The sequence below is a fragment of the Orbaceae bacterium BiB genome (assembly GCA_036251205.1).
In the GTDB taxonomy this organism is placed as follows: Bacteria; Pseudomonadota; Gammaproteobacteria; order Enterobacterales; family Orbaceae; genus Orbus; species Orbus mooreae.
This window is the reverse complement of the sequence record CP133958.1, coordinates 132,635-159,232: the sequence shown is the minus strand read 5'-3', so window position 1 is coordinate 159,232 and position 26,598 is coordinate 132,635. Positions and strand designations below refer to the sequence as shown.

Annotated in this window: 22 protein-coding genes; 7 read left to right on the top strand and 15 right to left on the bottom strand. The window is 35.6% G+C overall.

Going from position 1 to position 26,598, the window contains the following annotated elements; all coding sequences use genetic code 11:
* Nucleotides 1-328: 328 nt before the first annotated feature.
* Nucleotides 329-1,327 carry a glyceraldehyde-3-phosphate dehydrogenase gene (gene gapA / locus RHO11_00675; GenBank protein ID WVD61674.1) on the top strand — a complete coding sequence of 333 codons (999 nt, stop codon included), beginning with the start codon at nt 329-331 and terminating at the stop codon, nt 1,325-1,327.
* A gap of 92 nt (nt 1,328-1,419) precedes the next feature.
* Here the strand turns inward: gapA and RHO11_00670 are convergent, their stop codons facing one another.
* The 5 genes from RHO11_00670 to RHO11_00650 form a co-directional block, all read right to left on the bottom strand.
* The gene (locus RHO11_00670; GenBank protein WVD61673.1) at nt 1,420-2,304 is read right to left on the bottom strand and encodes an L-ribulose-5-phosphate 3-epimerase; all 885 of its coding nucleotides are present in this window, start codon (nt 2,302-2,304) and stop codon (nt 1,420-1,422) included.
* Nucleotides 2,305-2,369: 65 nt separating this feature from the next.
* Nucleotides 2,370-3,014 (bottom strand): 3-keto-L-gulonate-6-phosphate decarboxylase UlaD, encoded by a 645-nt coding sequence (locus tag RHO11_00665; GenBank protein ID WVD61672.1) that lies wholly within the window; start codon nt 3,012-3,014, stop codon nt 2,370-2,372.
* 17 nt (nt 3,015-3,031) lie between these two features.
* A complete protein-coding gene (locus RHO11_00660) occupies nt 3,032-3,724 on the bottom strand; it encodes an L-ribulose-5-phosphate 4-epimerase (protein ID WVD61671.1) in 693 nt (230 codons plus the stop codon).
* A 14-nt stretch (nt 3,725-3,738) separates the two neighbouring features.
* The gene (locus RHO11_00655) at nt 3,739-4,206 is read right to left on the bottom strand and encodes a PTS sugar transporter subunit IIA (protein ID WVD61670.1); all 468 of its coding nucleotides are present in this window, start codon (nt 4,204-4,206) and stop codon (nt 3,739-3,741) included.
* A gap of 40 nt (nt 4,207-4,246) precedes the next feature.
* Nucleotides 4,247-6,010 carry a PTS ascorbate-specific subunit IIBC gene (locus tag RHO11_00650; GenBank protein WVD61669.1) on the bottom strand — a complete coding sequence of 588 codons (1,764 nt, stop codon included), beginning with the start codon at nt 6,008-6,010 and terminating at the stop codon, nt 4,247-4,249.
* Nucleotides 6,011-6,334: 324 nt separating this feature from the next.
* On the opposite strand from RHO11_00650, the gene ulaR reads away from it, so the two are divergent.
* The 3 genes from ulaR (at nt 6,335) to htpG (ending at nt 10,278) form a co-directional block, all read left to right on the top strand.
* The gene (gene ulaR, locus RHO11_00645; protein WVD61668.1) at nt 6,335-7,096 is read left to right on the top strand and encodes an HTH-type transcriptional regulator UlaR; all 762 of its coding nucleotides are present in this window, start codon (nt 6,335-6,337) and stop codon (nt 7,094-7,096) included.
* A 24-nt stretch (nt 7,097-7,120) separates the two neighbouring features.
* Entirely contained in the window at nt 7,121-8,188 is a 1,068-nt protein-coding gene (ulaG, locus tag RHO11_00640; protein WVD61667.1) for an L-ascorbate 6-phosphate lactonase, read from the top strand.
* Between the two features lie 215 nt (nt 8,189-8,403).
* Nucleotides 8,404-10,278: a molecular chaperone HtpG gene (htpG, locus tag RHO11_00635; protein WVD61666.1), complete on the top strand. Its 1,875-nt coding sequence runs from the start codon at nt 8,404-8,406 to the stop codon at nt 10,276-10,278.
* A gap of 41 nt (nt 10,279-10,319) precedes the next feature.
* On the opposite strand, the gene RHO11_00630 is transcribed toward htpG, so the two are convergent.
* The 6 genes from RHO11_00630 to RHO11_00605 form a co-directional block, all read right to left on the bottom strand.
* Complete coding sequence (locus RHO11_00630) at nt 10,320-11,012, bottom strand: SDR family oxidoreductase (GenBank protein ID WVD61665.1); 693 nt, start codon at nt 11,010-11,012, stop codon at nt 10,320-10,322.
* A gap of 69 nt (nt 11,013-11,081) precedes the next feature.
* Nucleotides 11,082-11,546: a YhcH/YjgK/YiaL family protein gene (locus RHO11_00625; GenBank protein ID WVD61664.1), complete on the bottom strand. Its 465-nt coding sequence runs from the start codon at nt 11,544-11,546 to the stop codon at nt 11,082-11,084.
* Between the two features lie 152 nt (nt 11,547-11,698).
* A complete protein-coding gene (locus RHO11_00620) occupies nt 11,699-12,880 on the bottom strand; it encodes an exo-alpha-sialidase (protein ID WVD61663.1) in 1,182 nt (393 codons plus the stop codon).
* Nucleotides 12,881-12,895: 15 nt separating this feature from the next.
* A complete protein-coding gene (locus RHO11_00615; GenBank protein ID WVD61662.1) occupies nt 12,896-14,296 on the bottom strand; it encodes a sodium:solute symporter family protein in 1,401 nt (466 codons plus the stop codon).
* 35 nt (nt 14,297-14,331) lie between these two features.
* Complete coding sequence (locus RHO11_00610) at nt 14,332-15,210, bottom strand: dihydrodipicolinate synthase family protein (protein ID WVD61661.1); 879 nt, start codon at nt 15,208-15,210, stop codon at nt 14,332-14,334.
* Between the two features lie 37 nt (nt 15,211-15,247).
* Complete coding sequence (locus RHO11_00605) at nt 15,248-16,384, bottom strand: iron-containing alcohol dehydrogenase (protein ID WVD61660.1); 1,137 nt, start codon at nt 16,382-16,384, stop codon at nt 15,248-15,250.
* Nucleotides 16,385-16,626: 242 nt separating this feature from the next.
* On the opposite strand from RHO11_00605, the gene RHO11_00600 reads away from it, so the two are divergent.
* The 3 genes from RHO11_00600 to RHO11_00590 all read left to right on the top strand — a co-directional run bounded on the left by RHO11_00600 (nt 16,627) and on the right by RHO11_00590 (nt 19,746).
* Nucleotides 16,627-17,898, top strand: coding sequence for a four-carbon acid sugar kinase family protein (locus RHO11_00600; GenBank protein ID WVD61659.1), 1,272 nt, complete (start codon nt 16,627-16,629; stop codon nt 17,896-17,898).
* Nucleotides 17,899-17,911: 13 nt separating this feature from the next.
* Complete coding sequence (gene pdxA / locus RHO11_00595) at nt 17,912-18,895, top strand: 4-hydroxythreonine-4-phosphate dehydrogenase PdxA (GenBank protein ID WVD61658.1); 984 nt, start codon at nt 17,912-17,914, stop codon at nt 18,893-18,895.
* 89 nt (nt 18,896-18,984) lie between these two features.
* Nucleotides 18,985-19,746 (top strand): DeoR/GlpR family DNA-binding transcription regulator, encoded by a 762-nt coding sequence (locus RHO11_00590; protein WVD61657.1) that lies wholly within the window; start codon nt 18,985-18,987, stop codon nt 19,744-19,746.
* Between the two features lie 105 nt (nt 19,747-19,851).
* On the opposite strand, the gene RHO11_00585 is transcribed toward RHO11_00590, so the two are convergent.
* The 4 genes from RHO11_00585 to RHO11_00570 form a co-directional block, all read right to left on the bottom strand.
* Complete coding sequence (locus tag RHO11_00585; protein ID WVD61656.1) at nt 19,852-21,669, bottom strand: DEAD/DEAH family ATP-dependent RNA helicase; 1,818 nt, start codon at nt 21,667-21,669, stop codon at nt 19,852-19,854.
* A 217-nt stretch (nt 21,670-21,886) separates the two neighbouring features.
* Complete coding sequence (gene nlpI / locus RHO11_00580) at nt 21,887-22,750, bottom strand: lipoprotein NlpI (GenBank protein ID WVD61655.1); 864 nt, start codon at nt 22,748-22,750, stop codon at nt 21,887-21,889.
* Between the two features lie 68 nt (nt 22,751-22,818).
* On the bottom strand, nt 22,819-24,951 hold the full coding sequence (gene pnp, locus RHO11_00575; protein WVD62914.1) for a polyribonucleotide nucleotidyltransferase: 2,133 nt from the start codon (nt 24,949-24,951) through the stop codon (nt 22,819-22,821).
* 268 nt (nt 24,952-25,219) lie between these two features.
* Entirely contained in the window at nt 25,220-26,575 is a 1,356-nt protein-coding gene (locus RHO11_00570; GenBank protein ID WVD61654.1) for a citrate/2-methylcitrate synthase, read from the bottom strand.
* Between the last annotated feature and the right edge of the window lie 23 nt (nt 26,576-26,598).

Genomic DNA, 26,598 nt, shown 5'->3' with positions numbered 1-26,598 from the left:
TAATTATATACAGAATTATCAATATCGCCTAATGATTAGCTGGGTTATTTAAATAACTATCACAACGCTATTGAGTCATCAATCCACCATGAAATATGAATAGCGTAATTAGTAAAACCAATAACTCCACTCATACTATTAAATTTATTTTATTGATTAGCAATCCAGCAATTTTATAAAAAAATAGATAATACAATGAATTATCTATTATTATGGATAGATTCATTTCGTGCTTATTACATATAATAGTCTTGAAGATAGTATTAAATTTTGCTATCTTAAACGGCAGTTATTTTTCACATTTAACACAAAAAAGAAGGTAATTGTTATGACAATCAAAGTAGGTATTAATGGTTTTGGCCGTATTGGTCGTATTGTTTTCCGTGCTGCTCAAAAACGTTCTGACATCGAAATCGTGGCAATCAATGATTTACTAGACGTTGATTATATGGCTTACATGTTAAAATATGACTCAACTCATGGTCGTTTTGACGGTACTGTAGAAGTTAAAGATGGTAAATTAATCGTTAATGGTAAAACAATCCGCGTTACTGCTGAAAGAGATCCTGCTAACCTTAAATGGAACGAAGTAGGTGTTGATGTTGTTGCTGAAGCAACTGGCTTATTCCTTGATGATGCAACAGCTCGTAAACATATCCAAGCTGGCGCTAAAAAAGTTGTATTAACTGGTCCTTCAAAAGATAGCACACCTATGTTTGTAATGGGTGTTAATGATAAAGAGTATGCAGGCCAAGATATCGTTTCTAACGCATCTTGTACTACTAACTGTTTAGCGCCTTTAGCTAAAGTTATCAACGATAACTTCGGTATTGTTGAAGGTTTAATGACTACAGTTCATGCAACTACTGCAACTCAAAAAACTGTTGATGGTCCATCTCATAAAGATTGGCGTGGTGGTCGTGGTGCTGCTCAAAACATCATCCCTTCATCAACAGGTGCAGCTAAAGCTGTTGGTAAAGTTATCCCAGCATTAAACGGTAAATTAACTGGTATGTCTTTCCGTGTTCCAACTCCAGACGTTTCTGTTGTTGACTTAACTGCTCGTTTAGCAAAACCTGCTAAATACGAAGATATCTGTAAAGCAATCAAAGCAGCTTCTGAAGGCCCAATGAAAGGCGTTCTAGGTTATACTGAAGATGATGTTGTTTCTACTGATTTCTTAGGTGAAGTTTGTACTTCAGTATTTGATGCTAAAGCTGGTATCCAATTAAGTGATACATTTGTTAAATTAGTTGCTTGGTATGATAACGAAGTTGGTTACTCTAACAAAGTACTTGATTTAATTGCTTGTGTATCTAAAAAATAAGTAATTTAATATCATTAAAAAGCGGCTTTTAAGGCCGCTTTTTTTATGGTTTGATTATTCTCTGATAAACTCTATTAATGGCCCACTAGATATTAACTTAGATTAGAAAAAAGCCTAATCCCACTTGCTAAGCTAGCGGCTTGTAGTCGTTTTTGTGCAGTTATAATATTATCCCGCCATTTATCGTCCTGCGCCCACATCTCAATAACAACCGGTGCTTGATAAGCCATTTTCTTTAATACTGCAAAAATAGCTGCAAAATCTACCTCACCTTCACCAATAACTAAATCACGAAATTGCCCTGCATAATTAGGTTTTACCCGATAAGTATCCTTTAAATGAATCTGAACAATGTGATCACGACTTAAGGCTAATTCAGTACACACATCATAATTCCAGCCATTTATATTACCAACATCAGGATAAGCCATAAAATAAGGTGAAGATATTTCACGCTTGAGTATTTCAAATTTACTCAGTGAATTAAGATAGTTTGTATCCATAATTTCAACAGCGAGCATTACGCCAAATTTTTCTGCTTGTTTCGCACACCACTGCATTCCTTGGATAAAACGCAAATGAGTTTGTTCATCAGCGGGTTCGTAATAGACATCATAACCCGCAAGTTGAATCACCCTAACACCTAATTTATAAGCTAATAGAATCGCTTTGGTCATAATGACTTTAGCTTGTTCAATGATTTCGGGATCATGTGAGCCAAAAGGGAATCGACGATGAGCACTTAAACACATCGAGTGTAATGGGATGTTATGCTGCTCACTCATTCGACGAAGTGCATAAATCTCGTCGTTCTTCCAGTCTAAACGATCCCGTTTTTCAGGTGTTTCATCAATTGAAATCTCTAAAAAATCAAAACCAAGTTTTTTTGCCGTTAATAATTTATCTTGCCAGGAAAACTCAATCGGTAATGCTTTTTCATACAGCCCAACACGTAAAGAAACGTTTTCTTGATGCATAATAAGAAACCTAATTATGAGTTAAAAGAATTAAAGCCAGTTAACACTGACTTTAAATTAAGAAATTACCAATATTTTGCAATCTGTTCTCGTAAAGCTTGAGCAGTTGACTGGCCTTTTTCACCGACTAATGCTCGACCAGCAATAAAAGCTTTTGTTTTGATCCCTGCAAATAAATGAATATCTTCAGGAACAATGCCACCTGTAATCGATAATTCTAAGCCAAGATCGGAGAGTTGACGCATTTTAACTAAGTCATCTTCAGCCCATCCCACACCGGCTAACTCAGCATCACGAGAGCGGTGATAGATAGCTTGTTTGATACCTAGTTTTCGCCACGCTTTAGCATCATCAAGGGTCCAGTGTCCATATAGTTCAATCTGTATTTCACCACCAAATTCATCAGCAACCTTTTTACATGCTTCAATAGTTGCAATATGAGCTGCAGCTGATACAGTCAGCCAATTAGCACCCGCTGAAAAAGCCATTTTAGCTAGAATTGCGCCACCATCGGTCGTTTTTAAATCACAAACTAAAGTATGTTTTGGATAAAGATCTCTTAATGTTTTAACTCCAGCTATTCCGGCACCAAAAGCTAGAATAGTTCCAACTTCAATAATATCGACATAACCAGCCACATTTTTTGCGACATCTAATGCGCCTTTTAATTCAGTTTGATCTAATGCAATTTGTAATTTAGGTTTTGACATTGATTATCTCCTTAAAATTATTTTTGACCATAATAAGCATTTTCACCATGTTTACGGAAATAGTGCTTATCAGATAATTCTTGTTGAATTTTAATAGTGGGATTTAACTGCCTTGTCATAATGGCCATAGCAGCAATTTCTTCGAGTACAACAGCATTATGTACCGCATCAAAACCATTTTTCCCCCATACAAAAGGAGCATGACCAGATACGATGATGCCAGGTGTTGCTTGCGGATCAATATGTCGCTTATGAAATGTTTCAATAATCACAAGACCCGTATTTTTTTCATAATCGTGAAGAATTTCCTCATCAGTTAACATACGTGAACAGGGAATATCACCATAAAAATAATCAGCATGCGTTGTTCCTAACGCAGGAATATCCATAGCGGCTTGCGCCCAAATTGTCGCCTGACGAGAATGGGTATGAACGATACCGCCAATGTTAGTAAACGCTTTATAGAGTTCAATATGTGTTGCTGTATCACTTGATGGATTCAAATGACCATCAACAATTTTGCCATCTAAATCAACAATCACAATATCGTCTGCCGTCATCTTACTGTATTCAACACCAGAAGGTTTAATTGCAATTACGCCTGCGGTACGATCAATTTCAGAAACATTTCCCCAAGTGAAAGTAACCAAACCATATTTAGGTAAAGCTAAATTAGCATCTAATACCCGTTGTTTCAGTTTTTGGTACATAGCTCCCTCCGAGATCACTTTATAGCGTTATCAATAACTTGATAAACATCATGTTCAGTACGGCATAATCTTAATGGAGCTAAATTGACACCAGTTTCACAGGCCTCATCTTCTAAGATCTGAATAACTTCCATCAATCCCGCCATATGTTCATCAGAAGTACTACCCGCTAATGTCACTAAAACATCAACAGGCTCTGGTTCATCATCAAAAAAGACGGGAGTTTTTAGAGTGACAAGGGAAAAAGCTGTACGATTAACGCCATCTTCAGGCCTTGCATGAGGCATCGCAAAATTAGGTGCGATGATGATATAAGGGCCCATTGTTTTGATACATTTGATAATGGCATCATAGTAACTAGGCTCAACCGCACCAGATGCTACTAACATATCAGTACCAAGCTTTATTGCTGAACACCAATCTGCCGCTTCTGCTTGTAATTTTATCGATTTATTTTCTATTAAGGATTGTTTAAGTGCCATAGTATTTCCTTACTTAATATATTAAAAATCATTAATGAATTTAATCAGGTACCTTATTGATTAATTCGATAAGTTCGTTACCAAACGTTGTTGGATTAAGCATATTTGTCACACCTAATGCATACTGCCCTTCACCAACAATAATTTCGTGTATTAAATGTTTAGAACAGACAATAATGTCGATATTTGGTAGCTTTGACTTATAATCAGTGACGGCACAAGAGTCCATAATATTCTTGATACCTTTATTATCTAAGTAACTGGCAATTTTCATTTTCATCATCATTGATGAGCCCTGTCCACTACCACAAACAGCTAGAATACGTACTGGACGACGATCTTCTGTTAAGCTTTGTGCCTGTTGTAAATTTTTAGCAACAATAGGATTACTATCTTCATCAGGTAAATTACGTGGATTAGTATCTGACTGCAATTTGGCTGCAGCTTCCTCGGCACGTAATGTTTTTGCGGCAAAGAACATATAAACTATCGCAAGTGCAATTAAGACATAGATAAAAAGATGAGAAATAGATAAGCCTTGTAAGATTGGTGGAAATAGAATTGCCCAGTCAGCCATTCCCATCCATGCATCAATTGGTGTTCCATGTTGTAGGAATATATTCAATGCCCAAGCTGAACCAAGAACCTCAATAATCCCCATCACAAAACAGATTTTCATTACCGCTTTCCAACCACCAAAATGATTGGCAAATACCCCAATAGTTGCATTGGAAAAAAACATCGGTACAAAACCAGGAATAATCATGATTGGAAATTTGAAAATTAATAGCCCTGCAATTGCAACAAATTGCCCTAATGCTCCCCACATAAATCCGAAGACAACAGCATTAGGTGAAAACGCATAAATCGCAGCACAATCAATTGCTAATACGGCATTTGGAATCAGCTTTTCTGAAATACCTTTAAAAGCTTCAGAAAGCTCAGCGACAAACATCCTTACACCAACAATAATAATTTGAATAGCGACAGCAAACTTCAAACCTGTTTCGAAAATATATAAGCTCCAGTGAGTATTCTCACCTGCCATTGTTTGAACATTATCAATACCAAAAGAGAGTAAAATAATCCCAAAGAAAATGGTCATAATAATTGCTGTCGCAGCAATACTATCATTGAAAATATGTAACCATTTCGGCAGTTTCAGTGAATCAACTGAATCCTCTTTATTACCTAATTTAGGTGCTACCTTATAAGCAATCCAAGAAGCAAGCTGTTGTTGGTGCCCAATAGAAAACCCAGCCCCACCAGTCACTGCCTGTGTTGGTTTATACATCATATTACAGAAAATACCCCAATATAATGCAATAATAATGGCTGAGTAGATAATGGTTTCCCACATACTAAAACCAAATAGAAAATAGAACAGGGCTATTAATCCGACTTGTTGGAACATGATATGTCCGGTCAACATAATAGTTCTAATACCCGTAATACGCCGAAAAATAACTAATAAAATATTGAACAGTAATCCAAGCAAGACAGCATATCCAACCCAAGAATAACTATCTTTCATCGCGTTCTCAACAGCAACCATCGAGGCGTAAGTATCAATAATTGATCCGTTAATCCCGTGATACTCTGATAACTTAGCAATAACCGGTTTAAAGGTTGAAACAAGTACACCAGAACCGACTTGTAATAACATAAAACCGACAATCGTTTTAATCGTACCTTTTAAAACAGTCGTTAGATCTTTTCTCAACAAACAATAACCGAGTAAGGTGACAATCCCTAAAAGAAACGGCGGTTTATTTAGCAGTTGTATAAAAAAATTACTTTCCATAATGCCCCTCAATTGCTTTCACATCGTTGATGTTTATTTTTATCTAGCTCGTACTCACGCAATCAGCATACATTAATCATAAAAAATCACTCAATGATTATTTTTGATTTATTTGAAGTGGATCACCTTTCAACTTATTATTATCTATTTTTTTGATACAGATCAATTTTTTCATTTAAAATCAATAAATTATAAAAATATTTCTATTTATCAAACTATTAATAAAAATAGATCAATATCTGATTGACAATAAAAAAAATGAAAATTAAAATCATAAAAAATCAAAAAATGATTACTTATGACTTTATAATAATGGGTGCGGAAATGAACGAAATAACGAGACATAATGAAATTATATCGTTAGTTAATAATAAAGGTATGCTTAAAGTATCTGATTTGGTTGAACTTTTTTCTATATCTCCGGCTACGGCAAGACGTGATATTACGAAACTCGATCAAGATGGTAAAGTAAAAAAAGTTCGCAATGGTATTGTTAGAATTGAAGAGAAAAAAACGATTTGGGCCCCATTAGATATAACAAATACAGATAACTATCATGAGAAAGCTCGAATCGCGCTACGTGCTGCCAAAATATGTAATGATGATGAAAGTGTCGTCATTAACTGTGGTTCAACGGCATTTTTACTTGGACGTGAACTATGTGGTAAAAATTTATCGATAATTACCAACTATTTCCCATTAGCTTGCTATCTCATTGAAAATGATCATGAAAATGTGATTATTATGGGTGGACTCTACAATAAAACACAAAATATTATTCTTAACCCAATATTAGATATGACTAATAGTTATGCGGGTAAATGGATGTTTACCAGTGGAAAAGCATTAACGGAAGCAGGACTTTATAAAAAAGAAATTCTGACTGCCGTATCAGAACAACAAATTTTAGAAAAAATAGAGAAGTTGGTCGTTGTTGTCGATAGCTCAAAAATTGTTAGTAAAGTGAATGCCGGTATGCTGTTTTGCCCTACCACCAAGATCGATATATTGATCACCGGTAAACAGGCAAATAAAGAAGTCATTAACGCAATTAAAAATCAGGGTGTTGAAGTTATTCTAGTTTAATCATCAAATAAAAAGGATGCGATCATGAGTAAAGTAAATGAAATAACCAGAGAATCTTGGATCTTAAGTACATTTCCTGAATGGGGAACCTGGCTAAATGAAGAAATTGAAGCCACAGAAGTAAAGCCAAATACATTTAGTATGTGGTGGCTTGGTTGTACTGGAATTTGGTTAAAATCAGCAGGAAACACCAATATATCTGTCGATTTCTGGTGCGGTACTGGTAAAAAAACGCATGCAAATCCATTGATGAATAAGCAACATCAAATGATGAGAATGGGTGGAGTACGTGAATTACAACCAAATTTAAGAACCAGCCCATTCGTCCTAGATCCGTTCGCGATAAAAGAAGTTGATGCAATTATGGCAACTCATGATCATGCTGATCATATTGATGTTAATGTTGCTGCAGCTGTTATGCAAAACTGTAGTGACAAGGTTAAGTTTATTGGTCCAAAAGCGTGTGTAAATCTTTGGATGAAATGGGGAGTACCAAAAGAGCGCTGCATAATTGCTAAAGTAGGTGATATTATTGAAGTTGGTGACATTACAATCAAAGTACTTGATTCATTTGATCGTACTTCTTTAGTTACACTACCAGCGGGTGTTTCATCAACAGATAAAGCAATCTTAGATGGGATGGATGATCGTGCAGTTAACTATTTATTTGAAACGACTGGCGGATCACTTTATCACTCTGGCGACTCTCATTATTCCAACTATTATGCAAAACATGGTAATGATCATAAAATTGATGTGGCGTTACTCTCTTATGGTGAAAATCCACGTGGTGTAACAGATAAAATGACCTCAGCAGACATTTTGCGTGCAGCTGAATCACTTAATACACAAGTAGTCATTCCTTTCCATCATGATATCTGGGCTAATTTCCAAAGTGATCCAAGAGAGATAGAAGTTCTATGGAATATGAAAAAAGATCGTCTTCAATATCAATTTGCACCATTCTTCTGGCAAGTGGGCGGTAAATATACTTACCCAACTGATAAAGGTCGTATGCACTATCAACACTTTAGAGGATTTAGAGATATCTTTACTGATGAACCCGAGTTACCATATCGCTCATTTTTATAATCAATTTAATTACGATAAAAGCCCTAAAAATGGGCTTTTTATCGTTCAAAATCATTAAATTATTTCTCACATTCAATAAATATAAATGAATCCTAGCCATTATTAATGGATAATCATGAACTGTTTTTGATTGCCCCTTGAAATTCATTTTTTTACTCCTATATATGTAAACATAATTTAATTTATTTAATAAGACATTAAAAAGGGGCTAATCAATGAGTCAACAAGGAACTGAAACTCGTGGATTTCAATCAGAAGTTAAACAATTACTTCACTTAATGATTCACTCTCTTTATTCAAATAAAGAGATCTTTTTAAGAGAACTCATTTCAAACGCATCTGATGCGGCAGATAAATTACGTTTTAAAGCATTAGAAAATCCAGATCTTTATGCTGGTGATGCAGAGCTAGGCGTAAAAATTTGGATTGATAAAGATGCAGGAACATTAACCATTGCCGATAATGGTATTGGTATGACCCGTGAAGAAGCGATTGAAAATCTTGGTACAATTGCAAAATCAGGTACTAAAGCGTTTCTAGAATCAATTGGTAGCGATCAAGCGAAAGATAGTCAATTAATTGGGCAATTTGGTGTCGGTTTTTACTCTTCATTTATTGTTGCTGATAAAGTAACAGTAAAAACCAGATCCGCAACAGCTAAAGCGGATGAAGCTGTCGTCTGGGAATCCGCCGGTGAAGGTGAATACACCATTTCTGATTATACGAAAGAGACTCGTGGTACAGAAATTACTCTTCATTTAAAAGAAGAAGATAAAGAGTTTTTAGATGACTGGCGAGTACGCTCTATTATCAGTAAATATGCCGATCATATTTCATTACCAGTTGAATTACAAACAACGGATGAAGAGACAAAAGAAACAAAATGGGAAAAAATCAATAAAGCTCAAGCATTATGGACACGTAGCCGTAATGAAATTACTGATGAAGAGTATAAAGAGTTTTATAAACATTTATCGCACGACTTTGCCGATCCGTTAAGTTGGAGCCATAACCGCGTAGAAGGTAAACAAGAGTATACTAGCTTGCTATATATTCCATCAAAAGCGCCTTGGGATATGTGGAATCGTGATCATAAACATGGTTTAAAACTGTATGTACAGCGCGTCTTTATTATGGATGATGCTGAGCAATTTATGCCTAATTATCTTCGTTTTGTTAAAGGTTTGATTGATTCTAATGATCTACCATTAAATGTTTCTCGTGAAATTTTACAAGATAGCAAAGTAACACAAAATTTACGTAATGCTTGTACAAAACGTGTATTACAGATGCTAGAAAAACTCGCGAAAGATGATAGTGAACAATACTTACAGTTCTGGAATGAGTTTGGTTTAGTGTTAAAAGAAGGTACCGGTGAAGATTTTACTAATAAAGATACAATTAGTAAATTATTACGTTTTGCTTCAACACATAGCGATAGCGATGCACAAACGGTTTCATTAGATGATTACCTTAGCCGTATGCAAGAAGGCCAAGAGAAGATCTATTACATTACAGCCGATAGCTATAATGCAGCCAAAAATAGCCCTCATTTAGAGCTTTTCCGTAAAAAAGGCATTGAGGTTCTATTATTGTCAGATCGTATTGATGAGTGGATGATGAGTAACTTAACTGAATTTGAAGGTAAATCTTTCCAATCAGTTAGTAAATCGGATGAATCAATTGAAAAATTAGCTGACCAAGAAACTGAAGAGCAAAAACAGGCAGAGAAAGAGCTAGAACCGTTCATTGAACGCGTTAAAACAGTGCTTGGAGATAAAGTTAAAGAGGTTAAATTAACACATCGTCTAACAGATACGCCAGCAATAGTAACAACTGCTGCCGATGAGATGACAACTCAGATGGCAAAATTATTTGCAGCAGCTGGACAAAAAGTACCTGATGTGAAATATACTTTTGAACTTAATCCGGACCATCAGTTAGTAAAACAAGCTGCTGATACACAAGATGAAGCGAATTTTAAAGATTGGATTGAACTATTACTTGATCAGGCATTACTTGCTGAAAAAGGTTCATTAAATGATCCAAGCCAATTTATTTTACGAATGAATAAATTGTTAATTAAGTAATTATAAAAAAATACGGCATACCCTATGCCGTATTTAACTATTTACGACAAAGATCCCCCACCACATATCACAATATTTTGACCTGTTATTGACATGGCATAGTCTGACAATAAAAACTCAACAGTTCCAGCTATCTCAATCGGTTGGATAAAACGTCCCATTGGTGGAACTTTTGGAGGGGTCATTTTACGAGCTGGATTTAAAAGCATAGGTGTTTCTGTTGCACCAGGAGAAATAATATTAACCGTGATATGACGTGGTAGTAATTCTATCGCCCATGAACGAGATAAGCCAATCAATGCTGATTTTGATGCGGCATACTGACTACGATTAGCTGCACCATTTGCAGTACGACTACCAATTAAAATAATTCTCCCTTTATCTTTCATACTTGGCACTAATGTATTGACGATTTGTATCGGGGCAAGAACATGTAATCGCCACATCAATTCGCCATCTTTAGGTTGTAAAGTAGCAATAGGATCAGTTTTCATCATCCCTGCAGCACAAATAATGGCGTCAAACCCTGATAATCCGGTTAACTCATGACGAAAATCGTCTTGAGATAAATCAATAGCAATAAAGGTCAGGTTATCATGTTCTAAATCAGGTCTATTACGGCTTAATGCGGTAACCATCCACCCCAGTTTAAGCAGATGTTTTACAATAGATAACCCTATCCCAGAACTTGCTCCACTGACTAACGCCTTTTTGACCTGCAGCTTATGCTCCATTATAATTTCCCTTATACCTGATTAACCATCACTCACATTAAAATGATAATGCTCTAACATTCTGTTATGTTAAATCATATTCATAGGTACTTTAAAAACAGCTTTACGTACCATCCTCGGTTCATCAACCATACATAATGCTTGATGAGGTTCGCCAGGATAAAATGTTACAAAATCGCCGGCTTTCAGATGAATACTATTGGTTAAAATAGGTGATTCTAAAATGAATAAATCGGGCTTTTTTTCAAAAGCAGGTTCAGTTATAACATCCGTTAAACTATAACGGATAATCTCTTCTCCTTGTAAAATCAATTGAATATCTAAAAACTGTTTATGAAATTCGGTATGACGAGTATCAATAGGCGCAGTTTGTGAGTTTCCAATATTGTAAAACCACTTTTCCTGATCAACCTGATAATAGCCATCTGCTAGATGTTGCAAATTAGTTAACTCCATTTCTGGTCTTGATAAAATGTTATATAGTGATTCAGGTAAAGTAGCTAATTTTAATATATTAATATTGCCTGCAATCATATCTACCTCCAATTTATATTGATTATTTAAATACTACTTCATCACTACTGTAGGTAGCTAAAAAATAGAGATTTGTAGGGCTTCGCCCTACTATCTATAGAGTAATAATCCGAAGATATTTCTCTTAATATCAACATTTATTATGTATTTGATTAGGACTGTTTGACCCAATCTTCATCAACATAGACATATTTAATTGCCATCCTAAAATAGGTGTAAGCAATATGTAACTTACCATCTAACCCCTGTTTAATACTCGGGTAGGAAAACTCTCGGTTAAGCTGATCTTTAGAGTTATTAGACATACAATAGCCATCACCCTCATCTAGATTACGAATAAACGGCCATGTTTTGCCATTATCCGTTGAAATAGCCAGTGACATTGGTGCACGGGGTGCTCCCCAAAAAGCATTTCGTTGCCCCACAAGAATTTCAGCTTCTTTTTTATTAGCACTACTCTCATCTTCTATTTCATCATAAAGCGAGATCCGACGCTCTTTTGCATCTTTAGCACTGGAGTTATTAAATACCAATGCGATATGACCATTATCAAGAACTGTCGCTTGAATTGAGGAGTTATTATTCGGTAACGTTGTTGCGGTAGGTTCACTCCATGTATATCCACCATCAATAGATCGGCTCTCATAAATATAATCAGCCCAACGACTACGAAACACAGCATATAAACTATCATCTTTTAACATAACAATATTCATATGGACGCAACCAACACTATTTGGTACATCTATATTTTGCCACGTTTTACCTTTATCTTTAGAGATCATCACCCCACTGGTATCATAACTACCAACCCATTTTTCACCTGGTTTGGCAATACAATAAAAAACAGGTAACAACCAATCACCATTTGGCATAACTGTTATTGGCTGGCGAATAAAGATACCTTTTGTTGGATCTTCCAATAACGTTTTAATCGGCCCCCATGTTTCACCAAAATCTTTAGACTGCCGATAACGCACAATCGCAGTATCTTGATTACCTGAGATTTGAGCAGTATAAAGAATCCACAACACATTATCAGGATCTAAGAAAAACAGTGGGTTTTGTTCTGAGCGAGTCGAATCATCAGATAATTTAACCGCAGCAGTCCAGGTATTACTGCCTTTTTTCAATCTTGAATAATATGCGGAAATATCAGCAATTCCTTCTTGTGTCCCACCAAACCAGGTACACAGTAAATCACCATCTGGTAGCTGTAATAAATTTGCAGCATGATTTTGTACGCAGCCTGTCGGTAAATAAGCATCAATACGAGCATGGTCATGGATATTATTCGTCAATTTTCCATTACAATCTAATTTAATATCTGTCATTTCACTGTCTCCTGATTAAGCTTCGGCTTTTGGTTTGTTTTTGATAAATGGACTGATAAATACTCGATCTAACACCATAATCAATGCCGGCGAAACGAGTGCAATATACATATTGTTAATACCTAATGGATCACCTAAATAGAACCAGAGTGATGTAATAAATGCCGCACCAACCAGTGCCATATTAGCTGCACGAGTACTATTTAAAAATGGCAGATAAAATGCAATCATCGCGACAATAGTAATTGATAGACGAATAGCACGAGTAAAGAAAGATAATTTCAATACTTCCGGGAAAACTAATACCAATAATAGTGGTGCAAATCCTACAATGACTGAGATCACTTTTGTTGCCTTAAACTCTTTTTCTGGTGTTGGTTTGCAATAAGGAACATAAAAATCTTTCACAATCAGCGAGGCAATAGCCAGAGCTACAGTACTGACACTAATAAAGATTGAAGCAACTAAAGATGTGGTAATAACTCCAGCCATAAAAGGATTCATATCCTGAATAAATACTGGTAAAGCATAAAGGCTAGGAATATCAGGATGGAGAAATTTAGCACATACACCAATAATCGCAATCGCTATGGCTATCGGCATACAGAAGAAGAATGCATACCAACATGCGCGTTTTGCTGATTTGGCATCTTTTGTTGAAGAGATCGCTTGGATAACAAATTGTGTACAAAAAATTGAACCGATTGTTCCAATTAACCAGGCAAAAATAGTACTTGCACCAATTGAACCATCCCACGTCCAATAATGAGGTGGCATACTTTCAATCATTGGTGTAAAACCACCTGTCAAATAAAGCGCTGTTCCTAAAATAAATAATACACCAAAGTATTTTACTGAGCTATGAATAATCGTGACATAGGCTACGCCCTTAAGTCCACCAAATGTAAAATAGAAGGTACTTACAATCGCAGTAATAAATGCAGCAACAGGTAATGAAACTTGTAAAACAGTAGAGATTGCGGCAGCGCCACTAATATAGTTACCCACATTAACCAAAATTAATGCATAGATCATAATTAATGAGATCAGATTTTTAGTCGAATTACCGTATTTTTGTGCGATCGCTGCAGAAATAGTAATTTCACCAGTATTGTAGATCTTTTTAACTAAAATAAATCCAAATAAAGGAAAACCAATTGCTGCTCCAATCACCGACCATGAGGCGGCAATACCATTATCAAATGCGGACTGTGCGGTACCAATTGTTGATTTAGCACCAATATATTCCGTCATTAATAAAATTCCGACAACAATTGCCGGGACGGCTCTTGAGCCCTCCATAAAATCACTATTATTTTTACTTCTTAAAAAATAGGTCATTGCCGATGTTAAAAGGATATATATCACGACAATACTCACAATAATTATCGTATCAATAGTACCAAAATAATGCATATTGTTTTACCTTTTTTATTTTTAATGGAATTAAACTATAGCTTGCTAACAATATCTTTAATTGCTGCAATATCTTTATTGGAAAATTCAATCGGATAGCGACTTACACCAACCTCTTCTCCCATGATGGTTAATGCTTTTTTGACTGCGGCAGGAGAGAATACGGTGGTATACAAATTTTTACGCAAATCGCCAACAGCATCTTGGGCGGCTTTAGATTGTTCAAGATTGCCAGCCTTAAAATTTTTCCAGATAGCATTAATTTTAGCGGGTGCTACATTAGCAAGCCCAGAAATGGATCCGATGCATCCGTCAATAAACCCCTGATAAATCAAAGAATCAGGCCCAGTTAACACATCAAAATCATCCATTTTATTGGCTACATCAAGGAATCCTTTTAGACTTTCATAACTACCTGCACTATCCTTAATACCTAAAATATTGGGATGCTCACCTAATTTAGCGGCAGTTTCAGGCAGGATAGTATTACCGGTTCTTGCGGGAATGTTATACAAAAACACCGGTACCGTTAGCGCATCAGCAATTTTGGTGTAGTGAACAATCAGTTCTTCTTGTTTTAAAGGAATAAAATAAGGAGCAATCACTGAAACGGCATCAACACCTAATTTTTGAATCTCTTTTCCTAATTTTATCGTTTCTCGTGTTGAGATCTCACCAATATGCGCCATCACTGGTGCTTTGCCAGCAACTTCATCAACACAAGTTTCGGTTACAGCAAGCTTCTCTTTAGTATTTAAAACAAAAAACTCCCCATTGGTACCATTACAAAAAATGCTATTGCCATTGCTAAGCTGACGCTGAACCTGTTTCCGCATTCGTTTAGGACAAAAATCACCATTATCATCAAATGTTGTAACAATCGCGGTTAATACCCCCTCAATTTTCTTACTCATTATTAAAACCCCTCTACTATTTTGTTAAAATGGCTAGCTATAAAAGTGATTGATACATTGCTAATACATCGTCTTTACTGACTTTTTTAGGAACATTATTCATTAAACGTTTTACCTCTAAAGCTCCCTCAACAAGGTATGGTAAATCTTTCGGATCGATATTTAGTTCTTGAAGTTTAGATGGCAGCTCTAATCGTTGAACTAATTGTTTAAAATACTCAACTAAAGCGTAGGACTTTTCTTCCGCCGTTAGTGTTAACACGGCATCAGGAAGCAAGTCATAGGCCTGTGCAAATTTATCCACAACAGCATCTCTAATAAAAGCCATACAAGGTACTAATAAAATAGCGTTGGCAATACCGTGCGGAATATGATATTTACCACCTAAAGGATAAGACATTGCATGAACTAAATGAGTACCGGCATGTGCAATCGCGGCACCACCATAATAAGATGCCCAAAGCATAGTAAGTTTGGCTTCAATATCACTCTTATCTCGAGTTGATCTTTCTAGAGAATTAAATAATTTCTGCATACCAATTAATGCGTAATTATCACCAACAGGATTCGAAATGGTTGCCGTAAAGCATTCAATTAAATGACATAACGCATCAATTCCCGTTGATGCTGCAATATGTTTTGGCATTGAAGTCGTTAACTCTGGTACTAAGCAGACATAATCAGGTAACATAACAGGTGAAATAATACCTTGTTTGGTCTCTTTTTCTGGAATGGCTAAGATTGCATTTGGCGTAGCTTCCGATCCGGTTCCGGCAGTTGTCGGAATAAGTAATGATGTACAACGTTTAGTCGGTTTATCACCATTTAATAACTGTTCTAAGGTAATATCAGCCTCTTTAACACATAAAACAGAAACTAATTTAGCTACATCTAAAACACTACCACCACCAATACCAATCACTAAGTCGGCATTAGATATCTTCATTTTTGTTAATAAAGCCGTGACATCATGATGGCTTGGCTCTGGAGGAATATCATCAATCAGGGTAAATACGGGTGCTATATCTTGAATATTTTTAATCAATTTGCTGACGTCAGCTAAATTAATAATATTTTTATCTGTTAAAAATAATACATGATGTCTATTTTTAACTAATGAATTGATTTCGTTTAACATTCCCTTACCACTTAGAATAGTACTATTAATATGCATAATATTCAGCCTTATTACTGTATTAATGATTTTGAACAAATAAAATCAATTTGACTTAAAACACTCACAAATAGTATTTTATTTTTCAAAAAAGTGCTATTATGAATATATAAAAACATGATTAAGATCACAAAAACAATAAAATGAATAATTTTAATCATAAAAAATAGATTTTATGTAGCATTAAGGTATAATTGCTACTATAAATTGATTTTTTTCAATCAAGAGGAGTGTGAGATAGTATGTCTAGGTATAACTATTCTCGTTTATTTATTATTGCTGACGACTTTACTGGCGCGAATGATACAGGCGTACAACTGACCAAAAAAGGAGCCCATGTTGATGTCTATTTTGATTGGAATAGTGATTACACCACCAGTCAGTCCGATGCCATTGTAATCAATACTGATAGTCGCGCATTAACAAAAGAAAAAGCTCAAGCGAGAATTAAAACCCTTGTCGCCAAAAATCCCCGTGATGTCATGATATATAAAAAAATTGATTCAACGCTAAGGGGAAATATTGGTTATGAAATAGCCACACTACTGCAGGAAACTGATTATCAAATTGCACTAATTATCCCGGCATTCCCTGATATGGCAAGAAAGGTGATGAATGGCGTTTGTTATGTTAATGGCGTTGAACTCACTAAAACAGAGTTTGCCTCTGATCCGAAAACACCGATCTATTCATCTAAAATAATCGATTGTCTGGCACAACAAACTGATTTAAAAAGTACTGAAATCGGCACTGACATCATAAAAAATAATAAATTATCTGATGAAATTGACAGTAATATAAAACAAGGTATTAAACTTTTTATTATTGATACCGAAACAAATGAAGATTTATCACGTATTGCGACACAAATAGGCCAACTAAAACATAAAGCATTATTAGTCGGTTCTGCGGGGCTAATGAATTATTTGCCCACAAACTCTATTTCAACATCATCAAGCACCCTTTCTCCAGACAATAAAAAACAGCTGTTAGTTATTGCCGGTTCAATGAGTCAGATCACACAAAAACAGATCGAACATGCATTAACATTTACCAAACTATGGCAGGTGATTGATATTGATATAGATGATTTATTCCCTCAATTTACTGACGAGAAACTTTATCACTATTATCAACAAATTGAACAAGGGCTTTTGCAACAAAAAAACAGTATTGTTAGAACATGTAAAAACGATGAGCAACGTCATCAGGTTGAGTTTTATTGTCAAAAGTATCATCTGACTCGTAAAGAGCTTGGCGAATATATTTGTCAGTGCTTAGGTAAAATAGTTCAACATACCTCAGTTAAAAATCTATTTTTAACGGGTGGTGATGTAGCAATTGCTATCGCCAAATCTCTTGGCGCGACAGGATTTCATATTGTAGGTGAAGTTACACCGGGAGTACCTTATGGCAGACTCATCGGTAAAATACAGAAAAATTATCAAATATTCACTAAAGCTGGCGGTTTTGGTGAACAAAATATTTTCACTAAATCATTAGAATTTATATAAAAGGAGACTGATTGTGTCAAAAATTGTAGCTATTACTATGGGAGATCCTGCCGGAATCGGTCCTGAAATTATTGCTAAATCATTACAATCTGAAATTATCAAAGATATACCCGCGATTGTGATAGGCTCTGCCGATTTACTAAAAAAACAATTAAGTATGAAGCTATTTGATAATGTGCACATTAATGTCATTAATAAAGTAGCAGAAGCTAAATTTACACCTGGGGTTATGAATGTGATTGATGTACCACTCGCAGATATTAATACATTAAAACCAGGTCAAATCCAATCTCAAGCAGGAGATTTAGCTTATCATTGTATACATAAAGCTACCGAGCTTGCGTTAAACAAAGAAGTCGGTAGTATTGCAACAGCCCCACTGAATAAAGAAGCACTGCATGCTGCTGGTCATATGTATCCTGGTCATACAGAATTATTAGCAAAACTGACCAATAGCAAGGATGTGGCAATGGTACTCTATACTGAAAATCTTAAAGTGATACATGTTACAACTCATGTATCATTACGAAATTTCTTAGATAACTTAAATACTCAACGTATTGAAACTGTTATCCAAATTGCTCATGATTTTTTGAAGAAAGTCGGTTACGACAATCCAAGAATTGCCGTTGCTGGTGTAAATCCTCACGCGGGAGAACACGGTTTATTTGGAGATGAAGAGATTAAATTTGTTACACCTGCAATTAAAAATATGCAGGAAAAAGCAATCCAAGTCATCGGTCCCTGCGCACCTGATACGGTATTTTTACAAGCTCATCAAGGTAAATTTGATATGGTTGTCGCAATGTATCATGATCAAGGTCATATTCCACTCAAATTATTAGGCTTTTATGATGGGGTCAATATCGCAGCCGGATTACCGTTTATCCGAACCTCGGCAGATCATGGTACCGCTTTTGATATTGCTTGGAAAGGTATTGCTAAACCCGATAGTATGATAGAATCCATTCGATTAGCGGCAATGCTTACAAAATAAATAAGATTGTTAAGGCGCAAATTGCGCCTTATGCAACAATCACGTATGATTGATAGTAAATAGATACGATAGTGATAAGAAGGTAAACTGTGGCAAAATTAAGTCGATTAGATCAAATTATGGATTATCTAAAAAATCATAATTTAGTTACCGTTGAAGAGTTAGTTTCGGCAATAGAAGCATCCCCAGCAACGGTTAGACGTGATTTAATTAAACTCGATGAACAAGGAGTCATTAGCCGAACTCATGGCGGTGTAACGATTAATCGTTTTATTCCAGCACAACCCACCACCAATGAGAAGATTCATAAAAATGCCACTGAAAAACAGTTGATTGCAGATTATGCCGCACAGATGATTAAAGCTGGTGATTCGATTGCCCTTGATGCTGGTACAACAACTTTTGAAATTGCCAAACGTATCACTCAAATGCCTGTTCGAGTAATTACATCAGATTTACATATCGCGCTATTTTTATGTGAGTTTAAACAAATTGAAGTGACGATTATTGGTGGTAAAATCGATGATAGTAGCCAATCGTGTATTGGAGAACATGGTCGTTCACTATTACGTCAAATTAACCCGGATATTGCTTTTATTAGCTGTAACTCGTGGAGTGTCAACAAAGGCGTAACCACACCAACTGAGGATAAAGCATTAATTAAAGCCAGTTTTGCAGAAAAAGCCGATAAGGTTGTTTTGGTTGCTGACAGTAGTAAATATGACTCTTATTCTCTATATACTGCGGTTTTGCTTAATCAATTTACCGATATAATTACTGACTATCATTTAGATAGTAAAGCCAAAACCTTACTACAAAACCAATCTCTAAAGTTGCACTTAGTTAAATAAATAGTGCTAAATAAATAACCCTCAATCGTAAAAATTAATATGATTAATATAAAAAAACCGAATCAGTTTTGATTCGGTTTTTTAGCTATAAACTAAGTGTTACTCTTAAAAAGATGCTGGTTTTCTTGATCTACGTTTTGGTGCTGCATCTTTATCACCATCTTTAGATGGAGCACGGCTACGACGTTTTGGTGGTTGTTCACCAAAAGAGTCTTCTCTTTTACGTGAAGAACGTCTTGGGCTAGAACTTGTTTTCTCACCATCAACAACTAAACGCATATTCATTGGCACATTCATGACACGAACTTTTTCAAAATGTTTCAATAAATCTTTTGGCATATCTTTTGGTAACTCAACTGTTGAATATTTTTCGTAAAGTTTGATATTACCAATATATCGGCTACTAATATCACCTTCATTAGCAATTGCACCAACAATATTACGAACATCGATACCATTCTCTTTACCTACTTCAATACGATAAAGATCCATATCACCAACATCACGACGTTCTCTACGTTTTGGTGATTCACGATTATCACCTTTTAGACGACGATCACCACGTTCTGCTCTTTCACGATCTTCACGCGCAGGTTTAAATACTGGATCCGGTGGTAAAACTAAAGGACGTTCACCTTGTGCAAGTTTTAATAATGCAGCAGCTAAGGTTTCCATATCAGTATCATCAGTTTTCAATAACTGAGGTAAAAGACTTCGGTAAGTATCTAAATCATTTGATTCGATCTCTTTAGCAACTTTATCAGAGAATTTAGATAAACGACGCGTTTCAAGTAAATCTTTACTTGGTAATTGTACTTCAGGAATTGCTTTTTTAATTGTCTGTTCAATATTTTTTAATAAACGGCGCTCACGGCTATCTACAAATAAAATTGCACGACCAGCACGACCTGCTCGACCTGTACGGCCAATACGGTGTACATAAGACTCTGAATCCATAGTAATGTCGTAATTGACAACTAAACTAATACGTTCAACGTCTAATCCACGTGCAGCAACATCAGTTGCAATTAAAATATCTAAACGACCATTACGTAAACGATCTAATGTTTGCTCACGTAATTGTTGAGTCATATCACCATTTAATGCCGCACTATTATAGCCGTGTTGTTCTAGTACATCAGCCACTTCTAATGTTGCCGTTTTGGTTCTAACAAAGATAATTGCAGCATCAAAATCTTCTGCTTCTAAAAAGCGGACTAATGCTTCATTCTTACGTAATCCTCGTACTAACCAATAGCTTTGGTCAATATCTGGTGCTGTTTGATTAGTCGATTTGATTTGAATCTCTTGTGGATTATGCATAAATCGTTTAGTAATGCGACGAATCGGAGCAGGCATCGTTGCTGAGAATAACGCGGTCTGATGTTCTTCTGGAATCGCAGCCATAATACTTTCAACATCATCAATAAAGCCCATGCGAAGCATTTCGTCAGCTTCATCAAGAACTAAACCTTTAAGATTAGATAGATCAAGAGTTTTACGATTTAAATGATCGAGTAGACGACCCGGCGTACCCACTACAATTTGTGGCCCTTGTTTTAATGCACGTAATTGCACATCATAACGTTGACCACCATAAAGAGCTAAAACTTTAACACCTTTCATATATTTCGCATATTCACTACATGCTTCAGCAACTTGAATTGCTAATTCTCGTGTTGGTGCTAATACTAATACTTGTGGTGCTTTTAAATTAGCATCCAATTTCATTAGAAAAGGAATTGAAAATGCAGCAGTTTTACCACTACCAGTTTGTGCCATACCAAGCACATCATTACCTTCTAATAATAAAGGAATACATTCACTTTGAATTGGAGATGGTTTTGCAAAACCAAGATCATTTAATGCGTTAAGGATTTCCTCAGATAAACCAAGGTCAATAAAAGAGATTTCTTTTGTCATGTAAACTCGCTTATAACTGCTAAAATGCAGTCGTTAAAATCATTTATAAAGCCAGCTTACCTAATGAATATTACAACCCACCCAAAAATAACAAAACATATAATACTACTTTTAAATGATTAATTTAACCATTCAAAACTAACCATTATATGGTTACATAAAGAACGCTGCTATAACTACTTATATTCACATCTAAACTGGCATGACCCAATGCAGCTTATTTTGTATTAAGCTGATTGATTTCGAAAAGTGCCTGCTGATGTTCTAAATAATTATAGACATTGTTTGCTAATGCATACTTAAATAACATTTCGGCACGTTTATTGTCACCTTTACTTTGATAGAATTTACCTAAGTAAAAGTAAGTTTCACAAAGACGCTGAGCTAACTTTAAGTTAGTATCAACTCCTTGCTGTAAGTTAATCATCAAGCGATCTTCACTAATTTTACCTAAGTAAAATGCAATAATACCGCTTCCCCAAATGGATTTATCTTCCATACTATTATAACGCTCAAGTAATTGTTCTCGAGCTTTATTTTTATCTATTTTTTCTTCAATCAAATATAACCAAAGAATTCGAATCGGTTCATTTGGCGCATAATGATAAAATTTTAAAGCATCTTCAAGAGACAACTCATATTTATCATTACGATATAAGGCAATTGCCCGATTGATATAAATAAACTCATAATCAGGTGCAATCTCTAATCCAGTATTAAAAGCCATAAATGCTGAATCATAATCACCTTCTTGCATAGCATAAATTCCAAGATAGTTATAAACATCTGGAATCTCAGCATTAAATGCAAGTAATTGAGAGAAATCACTCTGAGCAAAAGCTCTAAATCCTAATGAATCATATAGTGCACCTCGTTGAAAATAGAGTTGCATTCTAGTTCTTTCATCAATATCTTTGCTATAGAGCTCTTGACTAATTTGAGCTAAGTGAACCTCATCATCAAGAGAGACTTGGTTTGGAACTGCTAATAATGGCTGTTTAACACTACAACCAGAAATATAACTTGATAAAATTATGGTAAGACCTAGTAACCATATTGATTTCAAGTTGATTTTTTTCATTATCAGTCTCTAATTACTTTTGAGGTTAAAATGTGCTAATCAATTAGATTAGCACGTATTTTTACAATCTACTCTTCAGTCGTTGTTGCTGCTTCAGCTGCTGGTGCTGAAGTATTGACTGCATCTTTCATACTTAAACGAATGCGTCCTTGACGATCAATTTCAAGTACTTTAACCTGAACTTCTTGTCCCATAGTCAATACGTCAGTCACTTTCTCAACTCGGTGATCTGCGATTTGTGAAACATGCACTAAGCCTTCTTTACCACCAATAATTGATACGAATGCACCAAAATCTACAATTCGAACCACTTTACCGGTATAGATTTGACCCACTTCAACTTCAGCAGTTAAATCATTAATACGTTTAATAGCAGCTTGTGCTTTATCACCATCAGATGCAGCAATTTTAACAGTACCATCATCTTCAATCTCAATGGTTGTTCCAGTCTCTTCTGTTAATGCTCGAATAGTCGCACCGCCCTTACCGATGATATCACGAATTTTTTCTGGATTAATTTTCATCGTATAGATACGAGGAGCATATTCAGAAATCTCATTACGTGGGCAATTAATTGCTTGTTCCATTACACCAAGAATATGTAAACGAGCACCTTTTGCTTGATTTAAAGCAACTTGCATAATCTCTTTAGTGATACCTTCGATCTTGATATCCATCTGTAATGCACTTACACCTTCACGAGTTCCAGCAACTTTAAAGTCCATATCACCAAGATGATCTTCATCACCTAAAATATCAGATAAAACGACAAAATCATCACCTTCTTTGACCAGTCCCATAGCGATACCAGCAACAGATGATTTAATTGGTACACCCGCATCCATTAGAGCTAAAGAGGCACCACATACAGAAGCCATTGATGATGAACCATTAGATTCTGTTATTTCAGATACAATACGGACGGTATATGGGAATTCATTACCTTTAGGCATAACAGCCGCAACACCACGTTTAGCCAAGCGACCATGACCAATTTCACGACGTTTTGGTGAACCAACCATTCCTGTTTCACCAACAGAGTATGGAGGGAAATTATAATGGAATAAAAACTTATCAGTTTTTTCACCAGTTAACTCATCAATGATTTGCGCATCGCGTTCTGTTCCTAATGTTGCAGTAACTAAAGCTTGCGTTTCACCACGAGTAAATAGAGCACTACCATGTGTTCTAGGAAGAACATTAGTTCGAATATCTAATGCTCTGATCATATCTTTTTCACGACCATCAATACGTGGTTCGCCAGAAATAACACGTTTACGAACAGTTTGGCTCTCAATTTCAGTAATAATATTTAACACTTCATTATCATCAATTTCTTCATTTTGAGCTTTTAATTGAGCTAATGCCTCTTCTTTAATAGCATTAATTTGAGCATAACGAGCTTGTTTTTCAGTAATGCGATACGCTTCACCAATACGATCTTTAACTAACGCTGAAACCGCATCATGTAGTACTTCATTTTTAGCTGGAGCAACCCAATCCCATTTAGCTCGACCAGCCTTTGCAACAAACTCATTGATATTATTAATAACAACTTGTTGTGCATCATGACCAAATACAACAGCAGCAAGCATTTGTTCTTCAGTTAAAAGATCAGCTTCAGATTCAACCATTAATACTGCACTATTTGTACCTGCAACGACTAAATCTAAACGGCTACTTGGTAGTTCAGTAACTAGTGGATTTAACACAAACTCACCATCAATGAAACCAACACGAGCAGCACCGATTGGGCCATGGAACGGTACACCAGATAAAGATAAAGCAGCAGATGCACCAATCATTGCAACTAAATCAGGACTAACTTGTGGGTTGATAGAAACCACAGTTGCAATGATTTGAATTTCATTAACAAAACCTTCAGGAAATAACGGTCGTAATGGACGGTCAATTAAACGAGCAATTAAAGTTTCGCCTTCACTAGGACGCCCTTCTCGTTTAAAGAAACCACCAGGGATTCGACCAGCAGCATAAGTACGCTCTTGGTAATTAACCGTTAATGGGAAAAAGTCCTGACCTTCTTTAACTTTTTGATTAGCAACAACAGTAACAAATACGGCAGTATCATCAATATTAACCATTACAGCAGCTGTTGCTTGACGAGCCATAATACCGGTTTCTAAAGTAACGGTATGACGACCATATTGAAATTTTTGAGTGATAGGATTAAACAATGTGATGTCCTCTTAAATTAAAAAATAAATAGACCATTTTCATTGTTACGACTAATGACAAATTTATCAAATACGCCCTTTTAAGTGGTAGTGTCAAGCTACGGTGAAAAAAGATAAGGACTTATCAATAAAGCTCTCATTAGCCGTACGAAACATGAAACGATGATCTTTATGCACAACTTGACAATTATACATGAAAATAGGCGATTGTCATACTAATTCACAATCGATAAAAATAAAGGCGCAAAGCGCCTTTAAAATGAACTAACTGATATTAACGTTCTTTTAGAGACGTAAATTTGACGGGCTCACTAATATTTTTATATGCAGGTCGAATAATGCGTCTATCATCAAAGTTTAACTCTTCAATACGATGAGCACACCAACCAACAATTCGAGACATAGCAAATAATGGTGTATATACTTCTCTCGGTAAACCGATCATGTCATAGACAAAACCTGAATAGAAGTCAACATTAGCACAAACTTGTTTTTTGGTTTTTGCATTTTTTCTATGGGTTATGGCATAAACGGCTCTTTCTTCCAATAGTTGCATAAATTCAAACTCGGCTTCCCGACCTTTCTCTTTTGCTAACTCTTTCGCCATCTCTTTTAATAACACGGCTCGAGGATCAGATACAGTATAAACAGCATGGCCAATACCATAAATAAGACCTTTTTCGTCATAAACCTCTTTATTGAGCATTCTAACAAAATAATCATCGATCTCTTTGGCATCAGTCCAATCTGTAATCACCTCTTTTAAGTGATTAATCATTTTACCGACTTGTAAGTTTGCACCACCATGTAATGGTCCCTTTAAAGAACCAATACCCGCTGCAATAGATGAGTAAGTATCCGTACCCGTAGAGCTAGTTACTCGAACTGTAAATGTTGAGTTATTACCACCACCGTGTTCCGCATGAATAATCATGGCTAAATCAAGAACTCGAACATCTAAGTCAGTATATCCTTTAGAACCTTTTATCATATATAAAAAGTTTTCTGCAATTGAAATATCATCATTAGGATGGCGTATATGTAAAGATTGACCTTTGGCACTATGCCGTAAAATATTATAAGCATATGCAATGATTGCAGGGAATTTTGCAATTAAATCAATTGATTGCCTCATTAAATTATCGCGAGATGTATCATCGGGTTCAGGATCATAGGTATACATTTCTAATACTGTCCGGGCTAAAATATTCATAATATCTTGCCCTTCTAACTCAATAATAGCGATTTTAGTCTGTTTCTCTAACGCCATGGATTCACAAAGCATACGAGAAAATTGGGTTAACTCTTCTTTATCAGGTAAATTTCCCGATAATAATAAATAGATCACCTCTTCAAAACCAGTACGTTTCTCTTTTTGTGCACTGTGAACCAAATCATCAATATCAATACCACGATACAACAGTTTACCTGGAATAGGTTTTAAACTACCATTATCTAAACGTTCGTAACCAACAACATCACCAATATTCGTTAAGCCAACTAAAACACCAGTATGGTCAGAATTACGTAAACCGCGTTTAACATTAAATTTCTCAAATAGTTCGGTATCTATCTTACTAGTTAATTTGACTGTTTCAGACAATTTATAAATCATAAACTGATCTTTCATAAACATCTCCATTTTATACTCTC

What these genes read in the sequence shown, in the direction of transcription:
- RHO11_00625 (WVD61664.1), bottom strand. Translation starts at nt 11,546, where the DNA reads ATGATTGCAGGCAATATTAATATATTAAAATTAGCTACTTTACCTGAA.
- RHO11_00665 (WVD61672.1), bottom strand. Translation starts at nt 3,014, where the DNA reads ATGTCAAAACCTAAATTACAAATTGCATTAGATCAAACTGAATTAAAA.
- RHO11_00570 (WVD61654.1), bottom strand. Translation starts at nt 26,575, where the DNA reads ATGAAAGATCAGTTTATGATTTATAAATTGTCTGAAACAGTCAAATTA.
- RHO11_00605 (WVD61660.1), bottom strand. Translation starts at nt 16,384, where the DNA reads ATGCATATTAATAGTACTATTCTAAGTGGTAAGGGAATGTTAAACGAA.
- ulaG (WVD61667.1), top strand. Translation starts at nt 7,121, where the DNA reads ATGAGTAAAGTAAATGAAATAACCAGAGAATCTTGGATCTTAAGTACA.
- htpG (WVD61666.1), top strand. Translation starts at nt 8,404, where the DNA reads ATGAGTCAACAAGGAACTGAAACTCGTGGATTTCAATCAGAAGTTAAA.
- RHO11_00615 (WVD61662.1), bottom strand. Translation starts at nt 14,296, where the DNA reads ATGCATTATTTTGGTACTATTGATACGATAATTATTGTGAGTATTGTC.
- RHO11_00670 (WVD61673.1), bottom strand. Translation starts at nt 2,304, where the DNA reads ATGCATCAAGAAAACGTTTCTTTACGTGTTGGGCTGTATGAAAAAGCA.
- RHO11_00585 (WVD61656.1), bottom strand. Translation starts at nt 21,669, where the DNA reads ATGACAAAAGAAATCTCTTTTATTGACCTTGGTTTATCTGAGGAAATC.
- RHO11_00620 (WVD61663.1), bottom strand. Translation starts at nt 12,880, where the DNA reads ATGACAGATATTAAATTAGATTGTAATGGAAAATTGACGAATAATATC.
- RHO11_00610 (WVD61661.1), bottom strand. Translation starts at nt 15,210, where the DNA reads ATGAGTAAGAAAATTGAGGGGGTATTAACCGCGATTGTTACAACATTT.
- RHO11_00600 (WVD61659.1), top strand. Translation starts at nt 16,627, where the DNA reads ATGTCTAGGTATAACTATTCTCGTTTATTTATTATTGCTGACGACTTT.
- gapA (WVD61674.1), top strand. Translation starts at nt 329, where the DNA reads ATGACAATCAAAGTAGGTATTAATGGTTTTGGCCGTATTGGTCGTATT.
- RHO11_00655 (WVD61670.1), bottom strand. Translation starts at nt 4,206, where the DNA reads ATGGCACTTAAACAATCCTTAATAGAAAATAAATCGATAAAATTACAA.
- nlpI (WVD61655.1), bottom strand. Translation starts at nt 22,750, where the DNA reads ATGAAAAAAATCAACTTGAAATCAATATGGTTACTAGGTCTTACCATA.
- ulaR (WVD61668.1), top strand. Translation starts at nt 6,335, where the DNA reads ATGAACGAAATAACGAGACATAATGAAATTATATCGTTAGTTAATAAT.
- RHO11_00630 (WVD61665.1), bottom strand. Translation starts at nt 11,012, where the DNA reads ATGGAGCATAAGCTGCAGGTCAAAAAGGCGTTAGTCAGTGGAGCAAGT.
- RHO11_00660 (WVD61671.1), bottom strand. Translation starts at nt 3,724, where the DNA reads ATGTACCAAAAACTGAAACAACGGGTATTAGATGCTAATTTAGCTTTA.
- RHO11_00650 (WVD61669.1), bottom strand. Translation starts at nt 6,010, where the DNA reads ATGGAAAGTAATTTTTTTATACAACTGCTAAATAAACCGCCGTTTCTT.